General features: G+C 38.7%; 13 protein-coding genes and 1 pseudogene. 3 read left to right on the plus strand and 11 right to left on the minus strand.

Translation table 11 applies throughout. The features are described 5' to 3' along the window. Positions 1 to 119 precede the first annotated feature (119 nt). Together ADJ67_00545 and ADJ67_00550 are read right to left on the minus strand one after the other, a co-directional pair. Positions 120 to 4,901: a hypothetical protein gene (locus tag ADJ67_00545; GenBank protein ID AKT47603.1), complete on the minus strand. Its 4,782-nt coding sequence runs from the start codon at positions 4,899 to 4,901 to the stop codon at positions 120 to 122. A 1,201-nt stretch (positions 4,902 to 6,102) separates the two neighbouring features. After that, on the minus strand, positions 6,103 to 7,023 hold the full coding sequence (locus ADJ67_00550) for a nucleotidyltransferase (protein ID AKT47604.1): 921 nt from the start codon (positions 7,021 to 7,023) through the stop codon (positions 6,103 to 6,105). A 102-nt stretch (positions 7,024 to 7,125) separates the two neighbouring features. Here ADJ67_00550 and ADJ67_00555 point away from each other — a divergent pair, with 102 nt between their 5' ends. After that, positions 7,126 to 7,674: a hypothetical protein gene (locus ADJ67_00555; GenBank protein AKT46347.1), complete on the plus strand. Its 549-nt coding sequence runs from the start codon at positions 7,126 to 7,128 to the stop codon at positions 7,672 to 7,674. Positions 7,675 to 7,844: 170 nt separating this feature from the next. Here the strand turns inward: ADJ67_00555 and ADJ67_00560 are convergent, their stop codons facing one another. From ADJ67_00560 to ADJ67_00570, 3 genes and pseudogenes are all read right to left on the minus strand, one after another. After that, on the minus strand, positions 7,845 to 8,003 hold the full coding sequence (locus ADJ67_00560) for a rubredoxin (GenBank protein AKT46348.1): 159 nt from the start codon (positions 8,001 to 8,003) through the stop codon (positions 7,845 to 7,847). Positions 8,004 to 8,047: 44 nt separating this feature from the next. Next, positions 8,048 to 9,211 carry a hypothetical protein gene (locus tag ADJ67_00565; protein ID AKT46349.1) on the minus strand — a complete coding sequence of 388 codons (1,164 nt, stop codon included), beginning with the start codon at positions 9,209 to 9,211 and terminating at the stop codon, positions 8,048 to 8,050. 20 nt (positions 9,212 to 9,231) lie between these two features. Further along, positions 9,232 to 9,591, minus strand: a pseudogene (locus ADJ67_00570) (hypothetical protein). A gap of 378 nt (positions 9,592 to 9,969) precedes the next feature. Between ADJ67_00570 and ADJ67_00575 the strand changes: the two are divergent. Together ADJ67_00575 and ADJ67_00580 are read left to right on the plus strand one after the other, a co-directional pair. Next, positions 9,970 to 10,695, plus strand: a complete 726-nt coding sequence (locus ADJ67_00575; GenBank protein ID AKT47605.1) for a hypothetical protein — start codon at positions 9,970 to 9,972, stop codon at positions 10,693 to 10,695. Between the two features lie 9 nt (positions 10,696 to 10,704). Further along, the gene (locus tag ADJ67_00580) at positions 10,705 to 11,313 is read left to right on the plus strand and encodes a hypothetical protein (protein AKT46350.1); all 609 of its coding nucleotides are present in this window, start codon (positions 10,705 to 10,707) and stop codon (positions 11,311 to 11,313) included. Positions 11,314 to 11,353: 40 nt separating this feature from the next. Here ADJ67_00580 and ADJ67_00585 read toward each other — a convergent pair whose 3' ends face one another. The 6 genes from ADJ67_00585 to ADJ67_00610 all read right to left on the minus strand — a co-directional run bounded on the left by ADJ67_00585 (position 11,354) and on the right by ADJ67_00610 (position 19,122). Next, positions 11,354 to 12,145 carry a pyrroline-5-carboxylate reductase gene (locus ADJ67_00585; protein ID AKT46351.1) on the minus strand — a complete coding sequence of 264 codons (792 nt, stop codon included), beginning with the start codon at positions 12,143 to 12,145 and terminating at the stop codon, positions 11,354 to 11,356. A 12-nt stretch (positions 12,146 to 12,157) separates the two neighbouring features. After that, complete coding sequence (locus ADJ67_00590; protein ID AKT46352.1) at positions 12,158 to 12,892, minus strand: RNA polymerase sigma 70; 735 nt, start codon at positions 12,890 to 12,892, stop codon at positions 12,158 to 12,160. Then, positions 12,889 to 13,329, minus strand: coding sequence for a hypothetical protein (locus tag ADJ67_00595; GenBank protein ID AKT46353.1), 441 nt, complete (start codon positions 13,327 to 13,329; stop codon positions 12,889 to 12,891). Before ADJ67_00595 ends, ADJ67_00590 begins: the two co-directional genes overlap by 4 nt. A gap of 75 nt (positions 13,330 to 13,404) precedes the next feature. Continuing rightward, entirely contained in the window at positions 13,405 to 15,900 is a 2,496-nt protein-coding gene (locus ADJ67_00600; GenBank protein AKT46354.1) for a DNA gyrase subunit A, read from the minus strand. 16 nt (positions 15,901 to 15,916) lie between these two features. Continuing rightward, positions 15,917 to 17,842: a DNA gyrase subunit B gene (gene gyrB / locus ADJ67_00605; GenBank protein AKT46355.1), complete on the minus strand. Its 1,926-nt coding sequence runs from the start codon at positions 17,840 to 17,842 to the stop codon at positions 15,917 to 15,919. A gap of 176 nt (positions 17,843 to 18,018) precedes the next feature. Continuing rightward, positions 18,019 to 19,122, minus strand: a complete 1,104-nt coding sequence (locus tag ADJ67_00610) for a hypothetical protein (protein ID AKT46356.1) — start codon at positions 19,120 to 19,122, stop codon at positions 18,019 to 18,021.

Here is a 19,122-nt window from a genome sequence, read left to right on the forward strand (position 1 = left end):
GGTCTTAAATGGCGCTATTCCTATAGCGCAGAGATTGTATGCATAGTTACATACCCTAATATTATATACTAATCTGCTAAAAAATCAAGACAATTAGTTTGATTTCGTGTGCAACCAGTCTATTTTTTGGAGCACTTGTAGGAAGCCAGTATTAAGGCTGCAGCTGATATCATAATCGCTATGTATATTACCTGGCTATTTGTATCACCTGTATTAGGTTTATTATTTGCCTTTGCTGTTTTGCTAAGAGGAATTTTTTCCCATACTGCTGTTAGGACTGTATCCGTTTTTACATCCCCTGTTGCAAATTTATCGCCTGGCTTATATACTTTTCCACTCTCATCTTTCCAGCCTACTAATTGGTAACCTGATTTCTTAAGTGTGCCCGCATTCATCACTGTAACCTTATCTGTATCTTCTGAAGCACTAGGATAGTATTTTTTCGAATCAACCGGAGCATTGCCACTTACATTTGACTCATCGTTTTTGTATATTACATTTGAATATACAAAAACTCTTAATTCGCCTGTAACCGTATCCCCTAATGTATTGCTAGTCTTCATCTGCAAGTGTTCTACAGCACCAGTTTTCTTTGGTGTAACAAATCCATCTGTATCTATATCCATTGCTGGATTAGTTAATGCTGTAAATACGATTGCTGGATTCATATTATCAGGGTTATCGCTTATTGCTTTAACATCAAGCTTTTGACGTCCATCTGTGACATGTACAAACTGATCGTCAGTAGGAAGCTTAGGTAAATTTATAATTCCTGCTGATATGTTATTTGCCGTTCCTGATACATCAAAACCACTAAAGGCTTGTGTTGTTAAAGTGTTCCTATCAAAATCTGAATCCGTACCAGAGCTTGTTGGATCTGTAGTTCCAGTGTTCTTTGTTACCTTTAGTCCGTCTGGCAGCTGCAAGGAAACCGTATAGTTTGAATCGAGATGATTTGTTCTTATAGAAAATGTACCATCTTCATTTATTTTTCCGATTTCCGGATTTGCTGTAGTTCCAATTTCGTTACCACTAGAGTCTTTCAATTTTACAACGATACCACTATCTGCAGCTACTGGAGAGTTTTCATCGAAGACTCCATCCTCATTCTTGTCCTTCCATAGTGTTCCATTTACCGTGTATGCTTTAAAATCAAATTCTGCTGTTGAACACTTTGAATTTGTTGTCTCAGATCCGGCCTTAAAATGGTAGTCACCTGTAACATAGGCATGGAGGTCCTCATTCTTCGCAGCCTCTTCATTTGCCTCTACAGGTATGCGAACCTCTATGTTTACATCGTTTCCAGGAGTAGCCTGATGTGTGAAACTTAATTTAACATATCTGTAATTTTTTAGGTCATCTGTCGATGTTATCGCACTTTCAGGTACGAATGTAGTACCATCCATACTATACGAATATGTCAGAGTATCTCCAGCAGAATTTCCTGAAATTTGATGGGTTACCGCTTTATCTTTAAGATTGATTGTGTATTCGTTTGTCTTTGTATCGTTTGTTACGTGTCCCTCCGAATCATATCTTGAAACAGAAACCGTTTCACCTTTCTCTGGCATCTTTATGATAACGTCTGCATTTGTTGTCGTACCTGGAATATTGATTTGTTCACTAACAAGCAAAGAATTTTTCTCATGCGAGAAGAACGAAGTAGGCTTTTGCCTGTCAACAATATTGTTTTTTCCAGGATATAGCTGTACTCCGTTGAAAACATGTTGCAAAACATTGACTGTAAAGCCATTCATGTTTCCTACTTCGAAAAGTGTTGGAGTTGTCGTATCACCTGTTCCTCTAATATTGTCTACGTCTGGAACTGCACCATTAAATGTGTATTTGATATTGCCTGATGCAGCTGAACCATCATACTTTGTTTGCAAATTTGATATATCATAATAAACCTTGCCTAGTGGATGATGCGCTCCAAGTGTTGCTCCATTCCATGCTTGAAGCTTTATCTTTGCTAGTGAGTACTCCGCTAAAGATTTATAGTTAGATATGCCCAAATCGTTAAAGTGTCCTAGATTATTTCCACTAGAAACCTTTAGGTATCTCTTTCCATTTACATTTATTACAGACACCTCATTATCCTTTATTGGATGCTGGAAACGCTGTATATCTGCAGCAAAATCAGCTGCTTGAACTGATGCAACATCAAATTCAGGGTCGGTGATTTCTATATATACTGCTTCTGGAGCATCAAGTTTAGCCGACGAATTGGCCATTGACTCTCCACTATTTACATCATCACGTCTGAATTCAAATTCACCATTGAAAGCACCGCCGTTTTCACCGAACATACCAAACGAATCATAAAGCTCGCTTTGTTCTGCTGTTACAGTACTTCCTTGATAAGTTGTAACGGTTCTGTTGTCAGATTTGAAGCCTCTGTGCTTAACTACCCAGCTCTGTCCCTTGTTTGCAAACATAAGTTGTATGCCGTTATTATTCAAAGCACTAGCCTTAGTACCGTCAGGATTTGTATATACAGTGCCTGGGCATGGATTATCATACTTTAAGAATGCATCTACATCAATTTGTCCACGTCCAAGTGCCCCACCAGGAATTGTTATGTCTTGGTTACTGTACAAAGAGTGATCTCTTTCTATATCAATAAGAACATAGAAAAGTTTAAATACCATTTTATCAGAATCTATAAAGTCTGAGTCCTTTATATAATCTAGCGTCATGGTTCCATCTAGCTTAAACTTAACAGATGTAAAGTACTCGTCATCTGAGAGTCCCATGTCCTTTTTAGTAATCCTTTGAAAATTATCGCTGAAATCTGGTACTATATATTCCTGGTTTGCTTTGCTAACACCTGTTGTTTTGTTATAGCTTGAATAGACAATCTTCCATCCAACCATTCTCTTGTATACGCTGAACCCACCTATAAAGCTTATAGGCTCTTCCATTCCATTTATGTTGCTAGAGCTTGCTTTGAGAGTTATTGTAGGGTTCTTATATACAGACTTATATGCTTCTTTATCTCCACGCAGCATCACTCCACCTGCATACGGGTAACGGAAGAAGTCATTATCTGTCTTATAGCCGAGTGTATAGATATCTTTTGTTCCTATCTGTCCTTGTGCTATAAATTCATTGCACTTTTCTTCACCGACCTTTACGTAAAGGTAATCTGTATCTGAATTTGTGCTATATGTATACGAGCTTCCATCTTTTTTCTGATGCTCTGCCTCATATCCTATTTTGATTAATTGATCCTTTACAAGTGGGCTTCCATCTTCATGATCACGGCTAACCATATAATCAAATGTAATCGGATCATCTGATGAACTTGCTGAGTGTTTAAATTTGCTCCATTCAATTCTTATATCTGTAATTCGATCACCAGACTCCATATAATCTGTGAGTGAAATTTTACTAGCATACTCTCTGAGTTCCGTTTCTGGCATGTCCTTATTAACAATACTTCCGTCAGCCTTTTTTATCGTCAGAGCCATTTTAGCAATCGCTCTATCATAGCTTGATACGTTTGTCTGACGATAGAATACTGTTGGGCGTATTTCATATGGAAAATGATATGTTTCCGTAAACGCACCATCTGACATAAAGAGATCTCCATTAGCATCATGGTTTTGTGAGTAAATCTCGTTAAATACGTCGATAAACTTCTGTTTGGATACAAGGCGGCCCGGCAAAACGGTCTTTATATTTGCAGCGTCTTTTTTATATTGAGGTCTAGGAGTTACTTTGAATCTGTCATCATACACCCCCTTAGTTGTCCTCATTTTTGTTCCAGTTGCTGTTTTTGTGATTTCTTCACCTTTTTCTGTCTCGAATGTGACCTCAGTATCTGCTGCCTCAAATAGGGTATTAGGAGTAAGGAATTCCCCCTCCTTAAACTTCCACATTGCCCATATTGAAGTCTGATTTAACTTATTGTATTCCGTATCAAAGCGTGGATCTATTGTCTCATTAGGGTTGTATTTGTATTCATAAATGTCATACGTTCCCTTGCTGTCAGTTAAGGCGTTAACATTCGTCCTTTTTATTTCCTTATTAGTATAGCTTGAATATATCCTTACTGAATCAGCTTGGCATTTATCTTCAAGTCCTGCCGGACGGTAAACCTTAACCCTTTTTATACGAATAAGTTTGTTATTTCCCTTATCTATCTCAGGAATATTAAGATTCACTAATGGGTATAGGTTTCTCTCAAAATTATTCCTCATAAATACTGAATTATTTATGTCTGAGGATATCGTTATACTTGCAATATTAGTTGCGAAGTTACTGCTAATATTAACTGTGGCAGTTTTACCAGTTTTTGGCCTTACAGTATAATATTTATTTTCACCCATTAGGCCACCATTGCTGTCTAGTAGCTTGAAACTAATAGTTGTTTTCTTAGGTCCATTAACAATAATGTCATTTAAATCGGCTCTTGACAAATACTTTACACCTGTATGGTATGCAAGTGCAGTCGCTAAATCTGACATGGCTTCAGGATTTCTTTTGAATGTAGCAACAACATAGCCTGGGTTTTTATCATCATATTCAACACTGAGAACCTCGTCTTTTGATTTTAGGTTATCAAGGCTTATCTTATCAAAACCCATTCCAGGTGGAAGTGTAACTGCTAGGCGAGCCTCTGTTACACGGAATGCCTCTTTAGGGAGCACTAAATTAAACACTCCATCCTTGCCTGGATTTATTGGAAAATCATAGACTCCGTCACTGTCTTTTGATTGGGCATTAATCAATGGGCTGTCAACTGGAATATTGAGCCCTGTGATTGCAGGAGCTGTTGTTGGTCCTAGCACTCCAAGGAAAAACGGACTGAATGACTTAGACTCAAAATGGAGTACTCCGCTTTCGTCTACGGTAAATTCAACTGGCTCAAGGTTTTTACCATTTAGGTGAAGCAGCTGGTACTGCTCATCCGCCTTGAGCTTTATTCCATCTTTTCTTTTTATTGAAATTCTTACTGAGTTGTCGTTTTCAGGCTGTATCGGTTCTCTCAAAAAGCGTTTTTGGAATGAAATCTCCATACCTACGATTTTACGTACCGAAAATTCACTTTCGTCTTTACCTGAAAGCTCAAGCATCTTTTTCTTTGCAGCATCTATATTAGCTTCATTCATGTATGAAGAAGTGCTTAACTCTGTGCCCCAAGGAAATGTATTATCACCATACTCTGCTTTGAAATCAAATAAACCGCTGATTTCGCTATCAAAACTTCCGGCTTGCATATACCTTGTATTTGCACTTGCACTTCTATCCAATCCTATTCCCACCTGTGATTTTGGTAGTTTTGATATCGGTTTTGATATAGCTTGCTTGTCAGATCCAGATTCTTTAGCGGGCTGTGAACTGCTCAAATCTTTGGATTCAGCTATATCTTGTGATGGGGCTGCGTCCTGAGTTTTCTCAGCTTCCTGTTGCTTAGCAGGTTCTGAAGCTTTTTCTGACTCCTGTGGATTAGCGCTTTCACCAGGTGTATTCTGTGCTGGTGCATCCTCTTTTTGCTCTGTTCCAGCCGCTTGATTCGATTCCAAATCTCCGGCATATGCCAGCGTAATACTCTGTCCAATTAGAAGAATTGAAACAAAAATTGCAAGAATAACCATACTTGTTTTGCGCTTGCCTTGTCTTCCAATCATAGATTTCATCCTTTCTCTTTATAAATACTCGTCATTAAAGATTTGCAAAAAAGTAAAAAAGCAGGCAAAACAACATGCCTTAATACATCAAAAAGGCGTATTGCTTTCACCTGCCCAATAAACCTAGATAAGAAAGACTACATCTATCCGTCTCTTTTGTCTATCTTATGAAATTTGTTACTTTACCTCTAAGTCCGCCAATCTCCAATATAATTGTACATGTTACTGTAATTATACTCAAAGTTTCTATAAATTACAATTTTAAATTGCACTCAAGCATTTAGTTATACAATTTAGTCAACATGTTCATTTTTAGCGATTTATCATCTATACTAGGTAAAACGATTTATCTTATCAAAATATTTAATACTGCTCTAAATTAATGATTTGCTAGTTCCTAATATTATTTATCATAGAATCACTGATGCATAGTTAAGCCACTTTCTTACTAATTACTTCTACTCTCTTATCTCCATAATATTTCTGGATAAAGGCCTTTGTCCTTCATTGAGCGCAGTGCGTTGACAACGCCCTGCTTGTCCTCTTTATATGTTACACCATACCATTTGTCCTGCGAGGTCAAAACCTTAACCGTAGCTTTATCCTCAGATAAAAGCTCGGAAACTACGCCTGGAAGGAAGTATTCTGCCTTCAGTGGGTTTTCAACCACGCTAGTCTCAAAGAATCTTGGGAAATTATTTTCTAATTCGCTCATCATAGATTTTGTAAAGCCCCAGAAGTTCATGGAAACTATAGTGTCGCCTGCAACCTCTGTCCAAGTTTCTCCGTCATCTTCGGTAAATGCAACTGCATCGCCTCTTCTCATAATCTTTGTTCGCTCGACAACTGATACTAGCTCGTGCTTTTCATCAACTGTGCAAATACCTCTTGCCACATGACCATTTTCTGTCAAAGTCTTATCTAGCCTGTAGCCAACCATGGAATATCTATATTTGTCATCATCCTTTGCATTCTCAAGAAAATCGTACATGGTCTGGAATGCTCCAGCGCCGTAGTAGTCATCTGCATTTATTACAGCAAAAGGTGCATCTATTAGCTTGCGCGCTGCAAGTACCGCATGGCCTGTTCCCCAAGGTTTTTCACGTCCCTCAGGAATTTCACATCCTTCAGGTATGTCAGCTATATCCTGGAATGCGTAGTGAATATTTAGGTGCTTTCCGCTTCTTTCATCTATCAAAGCCCTAAAGTCTTGCTCGTTTTCCTTCTTAATTATGAAAACAATCTCCTCAAAGCCTGCCATCATCGCATCATAAAGAGAGAAGTCTAAAATTATTTCTCCCTGATCGCTTATCGGATCTATCTGCTTTAGTCCTCCATACCTGCTTCCCATGCCTGCTGCCATTACTATAAGAGCAGGCTTATCTATCTTCTTTGTGGAAATACTCATAATTTACCTCTCCTCTTGATTCAAACAATAGTATTTAAATTATATCATATGATATAATAATCTCAAAGGAGACTAAGATTTATGATTAAAAATATGAAAGACGCCGAAAGGGAAGCAGCTTTCAGAGTCGCTGATGCTATGTGCGCTGCTGCTCACACTGCCCCAAAGGCAAATGGACTAGACAAGATTAGAACCCTGATAGTTTCAGGTGAGGATATAGAGCCTTTAGCAAAAGAAATGGAAGTGGCTGGCAAGGAATACGGCCTCGAGTTCTTTTGCCGCGACGCAGACAACATTAGAAACAGCCACTGCGTCGTTCTAATTGCCGCTATGGGAACAGCCAGCGGCGTTCCACATTGCGCTATGTGCGGTTTTGAGAACTGCGCTGAAATGAGCAAGGCTGACGCCTGTTGCTCATTCAGTGCGACGGACCTCGGTATCGCCATCGGTTCGGCCGTCGCACTCGCGGCCGATAACCGCATCGACAACCGCGTCATGTACTCCATCGGCCGCTCAGCGCTCAGGCTCAAGCTCTTCGCCGACAATGTTAAGCTTTGCTATGGAATACCTCTGTCCACAGGGGCGAAGAGCAACTACTTCGACAGAGCACCAGGCTCCGTACTGCTGTAGCTTTTGCTCTGTCACAGCTTTGCCCGCAGGGCAAAACAAACTCTAATCTGAGGCAAATCTCTAAGGATTTGCTCATTACTACTCAAGAAATAAAAACTCCGCAGACCTCACTGCAAAAGCAGCGAAGTCCGCGGAGTTTTATTTACTGTTTATCTTGCTTGGCTTAAGATTTATTTCTCTTCGAAAACGTCTTTGCCCATGCCGCAGATAGGACATGTCCAATCTTCTGGAAGATCCTCAAATGCTGTTCCTGGCTGGATTCCGTTATCTGGATCACCTACTGCTGGATCATACTCATAGCCACATGCGCCGCATACATATACTTTCATCTCTTTTCTCCTTTTGTTCTTAACTTTATTCTTTATATTTATCATTAACTATAACGATTTAACAAATAAATTTTTATCGCTGTGGTCAGATTTGTAAAGAAATCTGCCTCCGTTGCGACCGGATCCAGCTTCTCCTGGATCTTATTTATCCTATACCTGATGGTATTCTTATGGCAAAACAGCTTATTTGCTGCTTGATTAGCATCACCACCGGCGAAGACATAAGCTATGCCTGTTTGCAGAAGTTCATTATCCTTCCCATCCTCTCCAAGTATTGGTTTTAGATAGTTATAGGCAAATTCCAAAGTCTCCTTGTCACCTGAATGGTGCGCTATTAATTTGTATATACCCACATTTTCGTAATACTTAACTTTTTCGTCCTCAATTTTTGCAATATTTTCTGCCCAGTAGGCTTCGCGAATCAAATCCGTAATTTTTTCCTTGTCTGAATCTATTCTGCTCCAGCCCTTGTGAGCCTCGTTTATCATCTCCAGACTTAGGTTATAAAATGAGGCAATTTCATAAATTGTGTTTATAAAAAGCTCCCTGTTATTTTCTTCCTGTGCTATAACAATTATCAACCTCTCGTTATAAAGACCTATGAAGACATGCCTTTTTATATACTGTCCAACTATTGAAAATTTCAGCTTTTCCTCTATGGATTTGATATCCTTTACGCCTATGCAAAGAGCCGAAGCGTAGCAATATCTCTGATTCATTACTTGATTTATAATTGGAGTCTCCTCGCGGCTACCTTTGATGACCGACTCTAGGATTAAACTTTTGATAGATTCGCTATGGTCTTTTAGATTTGCACTGTTTATCTCGAGGATTATGTTCTCCATATAGACATCATCTTCAAAGACAAATATAGGAAAATTCATTGCGTCTGCGATTTCTAGAGCTTCCTTTGGAAGCGTTTTGAACACGACCGGCTTATATGCTAGCGCATGCACATCACATTGAATCAGCTTTTTTATGGAATCAACGACTAAATCAGGTCTTCCCTTTGCATAGATAAAGCTTGTGAGAACGAGACTGTTTCCGTCGAAGGCTCTTTCTTTCCTGTAGTTTTGCCCCTCGTCATCAAATTCAAAGTCAAGTATTTCCGTACAATCTATGGTCTTCTCAAGTCCACCAGCACCAGCGACGAGTTTAAAATTCTTCGTCGTCTCTAGCTTTGATAACATGCTAATCTTAAGAGCCATTACCTATCCTTTCACCTGCATCAGCCTTCGCTTCTGCTATCAAATTTTTCAAATGCGTAAATCATCGCTACAAGCACTGCAATTCCCAGGCTCCAGCCTCCGATAATATCCGTAGGGAAGTGCACTCCTACATAAACCCTGCTGAATCCAATCAAAACTATGAGTAGACCTAGTCCAACAGAAAGAATCTTCGCAAGCTTTCTGTTTTCACAATACCTCAGAAGTAGATAAATCAAAATTCCATAGCTCACAAGACAGTTCATCGAGTGACCGCTTGGAAATGAATATCCTCCCTGCTCAATTAGTCTTAAAGCAAGATCTGGCCTTGGTCTTTGGAAAATATACTTCATTATCTGATAAAGTGCTGTCGAAGAGAGTGCTGCTATTGCAAACTTAACTCCATACTTTTCCCTCAGTGATTTTATCAAAAGTAGTATAACGCCAAGCAGAATAACTACATACCTATCCCCACTATGCGTTATGAACTTCCAAAACGCCGTTAGCTTATCACTTCTCATGCTGTAAACACGGTAGCGCACGGCATCATCAAAACCATCAAGATAGCCCGTCTGAACGCCCACTGCAACCCCGATGAAAACGAGAGTAGCGATGAGAATTATTGCGCCATATATCTTAAATTTACTAGTATTCATATCCATCCCAAACCTTTTCATATATTATAACCTAAAATATGGATATTACCATATCATTTATGGTATATTATTATGGAGTAAAAATGGAGGTTTATCGTGAACAAAATAAGAAATTTAGGTGCAATTTTCTTCCTTATTTGGTCAGGAATAAAGTTTTTACCTTTTAGAAGCAAAATAAAAAAAGCCAGAGCAGCTGGCGATCAGGCAGAAGAAACAAGACTCATCGCCGAAGTTACAGCAAGATGGTCTGCATATGTATCCAAGCATTTTGATATAAGATACGAGATAATTGGCAAGGAAAACCTTCCAGAAGGTTCTTGTGTATTCATCGCAAATCATCAGGCATATTTTGATATAATGGCGCTTCTCTACGCAGTAAGCGGCAAACAGACTGGATTTATCGCAAAGAACGAGTTCAGCAGGGTTCCACTACTAGGCAAGTGGATTTATGCAATCAGAGGACTTTTCATCAAAAGAGGAGATGTTAGAGAGAGTCTCAAGATAATAAACGAGGGCGCAGAACTAATAAACAAAGGTTTTTCTCTTGTTATTTTCCCAGAAGGAACACGTAGCCAAAAGCGTGAAATGGCCGACTTTAAGCCAGGAAGCTTCAAGCTAGCATCAAAGGCCAAAGCCCCTGTTGTTCCAATTGTAATTGACGGAACCTATAAGGTCTTCGAACAAAAAAGAAAGGTATCCAAGGGGGAAACTGTCAGAGTTACCATTCTACCTGCCATAGATACAGCATCCCTTGATAGAAAGTCACTAGCAGCTCTTCCAAACCAGATTGAGGAAGAAATAAAAGAACGTCTAGCTGCTGATGCAAATTAGGATATTAAAATGCCAATAGTGTTCATAATTTTAGTTTTACTTTTTTCAGCCTTATTTGTATGGCTTATGCACTATAATTTAAGAGTGTATGATGCAAAAACGCGAAAAATTTACCTTGTACTTGCGATTTTGACGGTAATTATACTAGAATCATGCCTTACTTTGCTAATAAGTGAGAGTTTTGACATTATTTTTGACAAAAATATAGGATATATATCCAAATTACTCTATTTTCTTGTAGTTTTATTGGTATTTACCATAGTATATCTATATATTTTCTTGCGCAAGCTATGGAATATAAAGAATCCTAGATCAGCTAAAATCAGATTTGAGAAAAAGAAATCTACTGAAAGGGGCGTGAGAAGTCACATAAGTATATCGCATATAGATGGACTTCCCATCAAAGAATCAAGTAAAGGATTTCTATTATCACCTAATAAGATATCAATTACAGCAGGAACTCATATGATTATGGTTCAAAGGCTAGACTACCTTACTAGGCTATGCAAACCGCTGGTTCTATTTGAAAAAGAATTCGAAATGGATTTTAATAAGGACTCTATATACTACATTAAAAGCAATGATAGTAAGAAAACATTCGATATAAAAGAGAACTAAAAAAGCTGTTACTCAGATTAACTGGTAGCAGCCTTTTAGATTATTTGTTTTCTATCGCGTCTATCGCTTTGATTACTGCAGATCTAAATCCGTTTTCTTCAAGCGATGTCACGCCTTTGATTGTTGTTCCTCCTGGTGAGCAAACCGCATCCTTCATTGCTGCTGGATGCGCTCCTGTAGCCATTTGGAGCTCGCCTGTTCCTGAAATAACCTTAGATGCAAGCCTATACGCAACATCTCTCTTGAGTCCATACTTAACTCCTGCATCTCCTAGAGCTTCTATGAACATCGAGGCAAAGGCAGGCCCGCAACCACTCATAGCTCCAGCAACTGAAAACACCTTGCTCTCTATGAATTCGACTGTCGCAACAGCTGTAAAAATGCCCATAAAGCATTCTAACTGCTCTGCCTTGAGTCTATGATTATCCTCGCATAAAAGAATACCTTCGCAAATCGAAATCGGAGTATTTGGCATCGTTACAATGTAGTTATACTCACTTCCTAAAAGATTCTCATAAAAATCTGCATTACAGCCTGCTGCAATTGAAACTATGATCTTTCCCTTAAGCTCATTCTTTACTGGCTCAAGTACTTTTTCGACCATATTGGGCTTTACTGCAACCACAATCATATCTGCATTTTTTACTAATTCTTCGGCATTCTTGCAAGCCTTAATCTGTCTTGATTCCGCTTCCTTAAGTAGCTTATCCCAATTATTTGCACACGCAAATATATTAGATGTGCTTACTGCTTCTGCTTTGATAAGCCCATCGCAGATTGCGCTACCCATGTTACCAAATCCTATAAACCCAACCTTTGTCTTGCTATCCATATTATTCCTCATCTACCTGAACAGTTCCGCTCTGAACTTTCCAACTATGTTTTTCTCTGCTCTTGATACCGTCATCTGTGATATTCCAAGGCTCTTAGCTATCTCTGACTGAGACTTGTTGTTTATGAATCGTTCGCGGAATATGAATTTATACTGATCATTGAAGGTGTTTACGACCTTGTTAATTATTTCTGCCGTCTCTATTTGGTCGTATCCGTGTTCATTAAAACCGGTATACTTCTCTAAAAATGCATTTTCTCCATCCTCGCCAGCCTCATCAAAGGTCTTATCTAGCGAGTAGGTTCCATAAGCATGCGAGCTTTCTATAGCCTCGATTATCTGTTCCTCTGTGTAACCAGTAAACTCAGCTATCTCTGCTACGGTAGGTGTTCTGTGCAGCTCGCTGTTCAGCTTATCCTTTGCATCCTGTACCTTGGCTGCTATTTCCTTTAGCCTTCTCGGAACCTTAAGACTCCACTGCTTATCACGGAAATATTTCTTTATTTCACCAAGTATGGTAGGTGTTGCAAATGAGCTGAACTCAAATCCCTTTGCTGGATCAAATCTCTCAACCGCAGCTACCAAAGCAAGTGCTCCAATCTGATATAGATCGTCATATTCCACACCTTTGCTAAGATATTTGCGTATCAAAATATCAACCATGTAGAGATTTTTTTCTACGATTGCATTTCGTTTTTCAATTGTCGGGTTTTGCTTGTAATCTTCAAACAATTCCTGATCTATCATTTTCTCTTCACCATACTGATAAACTTATGATTATCTTCATCGCGTCCAAATTCAACTTCGTCCATGAGTGATTTGATCACGATTATACCAATATCACCGTCCTTAGGACAGTGTAAACAGGTCTTTTTGACCTTTGCTAGCGTGTGTTTTTCACACGCATCTACTACCTTAATCTCTAGGTATCCCTCATCCATCTTAAATGATATTTCGTACTGATCACTTAAGCCCTGCTCTCCATGACACGAAACATTCTTGCACGCTTCTGAAACAGCCATCTTTATGTCGTCTGTGTCTTCGAGATTAAATCCTGCCATTGCGGCAATTGAGCTTGTTGTGAGCCTTACCATAGTCATATATTCTGGTTTGCCGGGAATGATAATTCTTAAATTATCCATCTTCTCCTCCATGTAAAAGCCTGTATGCAGTTTACACCACATACAGGCTTATTATAGCTTATTGACTCAATAAAATCAAAGGTGAATATCTACTTTACTCGATATCCAAATTAAGCCTTATAGGCTAATCTGCTCCTCTGTTTCATTTGATGTGCTTGCAGAACTCTCTTCTACCTCATCCTCATCGTCGCGTATAGCCTTTGCTATTGCAACGATTTTGCTTCCCTCATCGACCTTCATGATCTTAACACCCTGGGTTGCACGTCCTAGGATAGAAACTTCGCTAGCTCTTATTCTTATAATTATTCCGTCTGAGTTAATCATCAAAATTTCGTCGCTTTCGTCAACAACCATAGCTCCGATAAGAGCACCAGTCTTGCTGAACTTAGCCTTGTCGTAGGTCAGAAGACCCTTTCCACCACGAACCTGAATCTTATACTCCTCAACAGGTGTACGCTTACCAAATCCGTTTTCGGTTACAACCATTAGCTGCTGTTCTGGCTCAACTAGTTCCATAGAAACTACTTCATCATCCTTGTCTAGCTTTATAGCTCTTACACCGCTAGCAATTCTTCCCATAGGTCTAACGTCCTTTTCTGAGAAGCTTATGCACTTACCCTTCTTGGTAACGATGATGATATTGTTGCTTCCTGTGGATTGCTTAATTGCGATGAGTTCATCCTCATCTTTTAAATTTATTGCAATTAAGCCGGTTGTTCTCTTTGTATCAAACTCGTTAAGAGCAGTTTTCTTAATCAAACCGTTCTTAGTAATAGCAATCAGATACTTATCCTCTGAGAACTCCTTAACAGGAATAACTGCCGTAATTCTCTCCCTCTGAAGGAGATTTAGGAAGTTAATCGCAGGTGTTCCTCTCGCTGTTCTCGTAGCTTCTGGAATCTCGTAAGCCTTAATCTTATGAGCCTTTCCTGTGTTTGTAAAGAACATTAGATTATCGTGGGTTGAAGTCATTACAAGGTCCTTAACAAAGTCGTTATCACGAGTTGTAACGCCAGTAATTCCCTTTCCTCCACGCTTCTGAGCCTTATATGTATCAGCTGGAACTCTCTTGATATATCCGAGGTGAGTAAATGTAATTGTTACATTTTCCTCTTCAACAAGGTCTTCCTCATCAAATTCTCCCTCATCTCTGACAATCTGAGTACGTCTCTCATCACCGTACTTGTCTCTGATTTCTGTGAGCTCGTCCTTGATAACTCCCATCAAAAGAACTTCGTCTGCAAGAAGTGACTTGTAATAAGCAATTTTCTTCATCAGCTCATTATACTCATTCTCAATCTTCTCGCGCTCTAGTCCCTGGAGTCTTGCAAGTCTCATGTCGAGAATTGCCTGCGCCTGGATATCTGAAAGACCGAAGTTTTCCATCAGATTTTCCTTAGCATTGCTGTATGACTCACGAATAGTTTTGATTACTGCATCGATATTATCTAGAGCAATTCTTAGTCCTTCTAAGATGTGAGCTCTTGCCTCTGCCTTGGCTAGATCAAACTTTGTTCTTCTTGTAACTACTTCCTTCTGGAACTTTACATACTCCTCAAGGAATCTCTTGAGTGTTAGAACTTCAGGCTTTCCGTCTACGAGAGCAAGCATAATCATGCTGAAGCTATCCTGTAGCTGAGTGTGCTTATAGAATCTGTTTAGCGTAATCTGAGGATTTGCATCTCTCTTTAACTCAACAACAATTCTAATACCTTCGCGGTTTGACTCGTCACGAATAGCTGAAACGCCTTCTACCTTCTTTTCCTTAACTAGGTCAGCCATCTTTTCGATAAGTCTAGCCTTGTTAACCATGTATGGAATCTCAGTTATTACAATCTGTGACTTGCCGCGATCTGTCTCTTCAATTTCACAGCAAGATCTAACCTTAACCTTACCAGTACCAGTTCTGTAAGCTTCCTTCATTCCTGCTTTGCCGAGTATCTGAGCACCCGTTGGGAAATCTGGACCCTTTACAATTTTGATAAGTTCTTCTATGTCACAGTCAGGCTCATCAATTACCTTAATTGTCGCATCTATTACCTCTTTTAGGTTATGTGGAGGTATAGATGTTGCCATACCTACAGCTATACCATTTGATCCGTTAACAAGTAGGTTAGGGAATCTGCTTGGTATAACTACAGGTTCTTTTTCTTCGCCATCAAAGTTATCTCTAAAATCAACGGTTTCCTTATCGATATCTCTAAGCATTTCGAGAGCAAAAGGAGTCATCCTTGCTTCCGTATAACGCATAGCAGCAGCCGAGTCACCGTCTACTGAACCGAAGTTTCCGTGACCATCTACAAGCATATATCTTGTAGAGAAGTCCTGTGCAAGTCTTACCATTGCATCGTAGATTGAGCTGTCACCGTGAGGGTGATATTTACCCATTACTTCTCCGACAATACGCGCAGACTTCTTATGTGGCTTATCAGGTGTTACACCTAGCTGTCCCATTCCGTAGAGAATTCTTCTATGTACTGGCTTTAGACCATCTCGTACATCTGGAAGGGCTCTGCCTACAATAACACTCATCGCATAGTCAATATACGATTTTTTCATTTCCGAGTATATCTCGGTTTGTTCTAATCTTGTATCTTCTAAAAGATCTGACATTGTATACCCCCCCTTCTTAGATATCTATCTCTGCGTATTTAGCATTATCTTCTATAAATTTCTTACGAGGTGGAACCTTATCACCCATCAAAATAGTGAATATCTCATCTGCCTGAGATGCGTCATCCATCGTAATCTGTACAAGAGTACGGTTGTTGAAGTCCATGGTAGTCTCCCAAAGCTGGTGGAAATCCATCTCTCCAAGACCCTTGTATCTCTGAATATCTACCTTAGTCTTCTTTGTTGAAAGCTCAGCAAGTAGCTTCTCCTGCTCAGGTTCTGAATATGTGTAGTAAACATCCTTACCCTGTTTGCTCATAAATAGAGGTGGCTTAGCTGCATATACGTAGCCTCCTTCTATCAAAGGTGTCATATGACGGAAGAAGAATGTCAAAAGCAAAGTTCTGATATGTGCTCCGTCGACGTCGGCATCGGTCATGATAATTATCTTGTGATATCTGAGCTTGCTAGCGTCAAAATTATCACCTACACCACAACCAAAGGCTGTAATCATATTCTTAATTTCTTCTGAGTTGAGAATCTTATCAAGTCTTGCTTTTTCAACGTTTAGAATCTTACCTCTAAGTGGAAGAACAGCCTGTCTTGAACGATCACGTCCCTGCTTTGCTGAACCGCCCGCAGAGTCACCCTCGACTAGGAATATCTCTGAAAGCGCTGGATCCTTCTCTGAGCAGTCTGCAAGCTTACCTGGAAGTGAAGTGCTGTCTAAAGCATTCTTTCTTTTTGTAAGGTCTCTAGCTTTTCTCGCAGCCTCTCTTGCCCTTGAAGCTATGATACATTTTTCTATAATTATCTTTGCTTCCTGTGGATGCTCCTCTAAGTAAGCTGTTAAATTATCATTTGTCGCAGTTTCTACAAAACCTCTAACATCACTGTTTCCAAGCTTTGCCTTAGTCTGTCCTTCAAACTGTGGCTGAGCAAGCTTTACAGAAACTATGGCTGTAATACCTTCACGAATATCCTCACCGCTTAAGGTAGGATCACTATCCTTAAGAATCTTTGACTTCTTAGCATAATCGTTTATTGCTCTTGTCAAAGCAGACTTAAGCCCAGCCATGTGAGTTCCGCCGTCTGTAGTATTGATATTATTTGCATATGAAAGTATAAATTCGTTGTATCTATCAGTGTACTGAAGAGCAACTTCAACTTCCATGCTATTCTTATTCTCTACCTCAAAATATATTACATCCTTATGAAGAACTTCCTTATTTTGGTTAATGTAGTGAACATATTCCTTAAGACCACCCTCGTAGTGGAAAACTTCCTTCTTCTTAGGTGTAACTCTCTCATCAGTTATGGAAATCTTAATTCCCTTATTTAGGAAAGCCATTTCTCTAAATCTGTGCTGAAGAGTATCGTAATCAAATTCTATAGTCTCGAAAATCTCAGCATCAGGCCAGAATGTTGTCTTAGATCCTGTTGACTTTGATTCTCCAATGACCTCAAGAGGAGTAACTGTCTTACCTCTCTTGTATTCTTGCCTATATATATTTCCGTTTCTCTTAATCTCTACAACCATATCTGTAGAAAGAGCATTTACTACGGAAGCACCTACACCGTGAAGTCCTCCGGATACCTTGTATCCTCCGCCGCCGAACTTACCTCCTGCGTGAAGAACTGTATGGATAACCTCAACCGCTGGAATTCCAAGCTTAGGATGATTATCAACTGGCATACCACGACCATCATCCTCAACCGTTAAAGATCCATCTTTATTAATACTAATCTTTATGTGTTTACAATATCCAGCCAATGCCTCGTCGACACTGTTATCAACAACTTCATATACTAGATGATGAAGACCTCTAGCACCGGTACTACCAATGTACATACCAGGCCTTTTTCTAACTGCTTCTAATCCTTCAAGTACTTGAATTTGCGCGGCGTCGTATTGAGTATTTACCTTTTCTCCTGTACTCATTTAATCCTCGCTTTCCTTCTACATTTTTTATCAAAACGATAGCATATATTATACAATAAAATCGACTTTTTAACAAGTTTTTACTTTTTTAAAAGAAAAATTATTACGATATATAAAAAAATCGCCCTAAGGCGATATTTTTAATCTATTAAATATATATCAGTTTAATATATATATTATATAAGAGTTCCGTTTTCTATATAGAATATTTTCAGCTCATCAAACTTATCCTTTATATTTTGATCAAGTTCTGTTGTTGTTATGAATAATTGATTCTTTTTCATAGTGTCTATGAGAAATTCCTGTCTATCAGCATCAAGTTCACTCATAACATCGTCTAATAGCAGTATTGCATCCTCATCAGTTTTTTCTTTTATGAGGTTAAGCTCTGCTAATTTTAGCGATAAAGCGCAAGTTCTCTGCTGTCCTTGTGATCCAAAATTTCTCATATCTATATTATTCACAATGAATGAAATATCATCTCTATGAGGACCAACAGATGTATTTCTATTTCTTGAGTCGGTTTTAAAGGAATTTTTTAGTTCTCTATATATAAAATCTTCCTGCTCAGGCAAACTTTCCTTTATTTCTACATTTGGCTCATATAAAATATCTAATTTTTCCTTGCCTCCTGTTATACCAGAATGTATCTTAGCGCTGTATTCACTTAGCTTCTTTATAAACTCTTTTCTTAAAAATATTACCTCAGCTCCATATTTTGCTAGCTGCATATCCCAAAGATCTATTATGGAAGGCTCTAAATTATCCTCTTTTAGATAGGTATTTCTCTGTAAAAGGGATTTTTTATAGTTTGATAAGCTATTATAGTATTTAGGAGAAATTTGACTCAGCTCTCTATCTATAAACTTCCTTCTCTTTTCGGGCTCATCTTTTACTATCTTTAAATCTTCAGGTGAAAATATAACTATCAAAATATTTTTTAATAGCTGTGAAGTCTTAGTTACATTCTTTCTATCTTTTTTTATAAATTTTTCAGAGCTTTTTTCACCTTTTCTTTTAATTGAAATTTCAATAGTTGTATTGTTTAATTCCTTTTCAGCCCATACCTTTACTATGGCATTATTCTCATTAAATTTAACTAAGTCAAGATCTTTTGATGTACGAAAAGAACGACCTATTGCAGTTAAATAAACTGCTTCTAATAGGTTCGTCTTTCCTTGAGCATTTTTTCCTAATATTAAGTTAACATTTTTGCTAAATTCTAGTTCTAAATTTTTATAGTTTCTAAAATTCTGCAGCTCTATTTTTTCTATATGCAT

Source organism: Eubacterium sulci ATCC 35585 (assembly GCA_001189495.1).
Lineage (GTDB): Bacteria > Bacillota > Clostridia > Peptostreptococcales > Anaerovoracaceae > Eubacterium_B > Eubacterium_B sulci.

Bases quoted from the DNA above. Each gene is read 5' to 3' on its own strand.
- ADJ67_00555 (AKT46347.1), top strand. From the start codon at position 7,126: ATGATTAAAAATATGAAAGACGCCGAAAGGGAAGCAGCTTTCAGAGTC.
- ADJ67_00560 (AKT46348.1), bottom strand. From the start codon at position 8,003: ATGAAAGTATATGTATGCGGCGCATGTGGCTATGAGTATGATCCAGCA.
- ADJ67_00565 (AKT46349.1), bottom strand. From the start codon at position 9,211: ATGGCTCTTAAGATTAGCATGTTATCAAAGCTAGAGACGACGAAGAAT.
- ADJ67_00580 (AKT46350.1), top strand. From the start codon at position 10,705: ATGCCAATAGTGTTCATAATTTTAGTTTTACTTTTTTCAGCCTTATTT.
- ADJ67_00585 (AKT46351.1), bottom strand. From the start codon at position 12,145: ATGGATAGCAAGACAAAGGTTGGGTTTATAGGATTTGGTAACATGGGT.
- ADJ67_00590 (AKT46352.1), bottom strand. From the start codon at position 12,892: ATGATAGATCAGGAATTGTTTGAAGATTACAAGCAAAACCCGACAATT.
- ADJ67_00595 (AKT46353.1), bottom strand. From the start codon at position 13,329: ATGTGGTGTAAACTGCATACAGGCTTTTACATGGAGGAGAAGATGGAT.
- ADJ67_00600 (AKT46354.1), bottom strand. From the start codon at position 15,900: ATGTCAGATCTTTTAGAAGATACAAGATTAGAACAAACCGAGATATAC.
- gyrB (AKT46355.1), bottom strand. From the start codon at position 17,842: ATGAGTACAGGAGAAAAGGTAAATACTCAATACGACGCCGCGCAAATT.
- ADJ67_00610 (AKT46356.1), bottom strand. From the start codon at position 19,122: ATGCATATAGAAAAAATAGAGCTGCAGAATTTTAGAAACTATAAAAAT.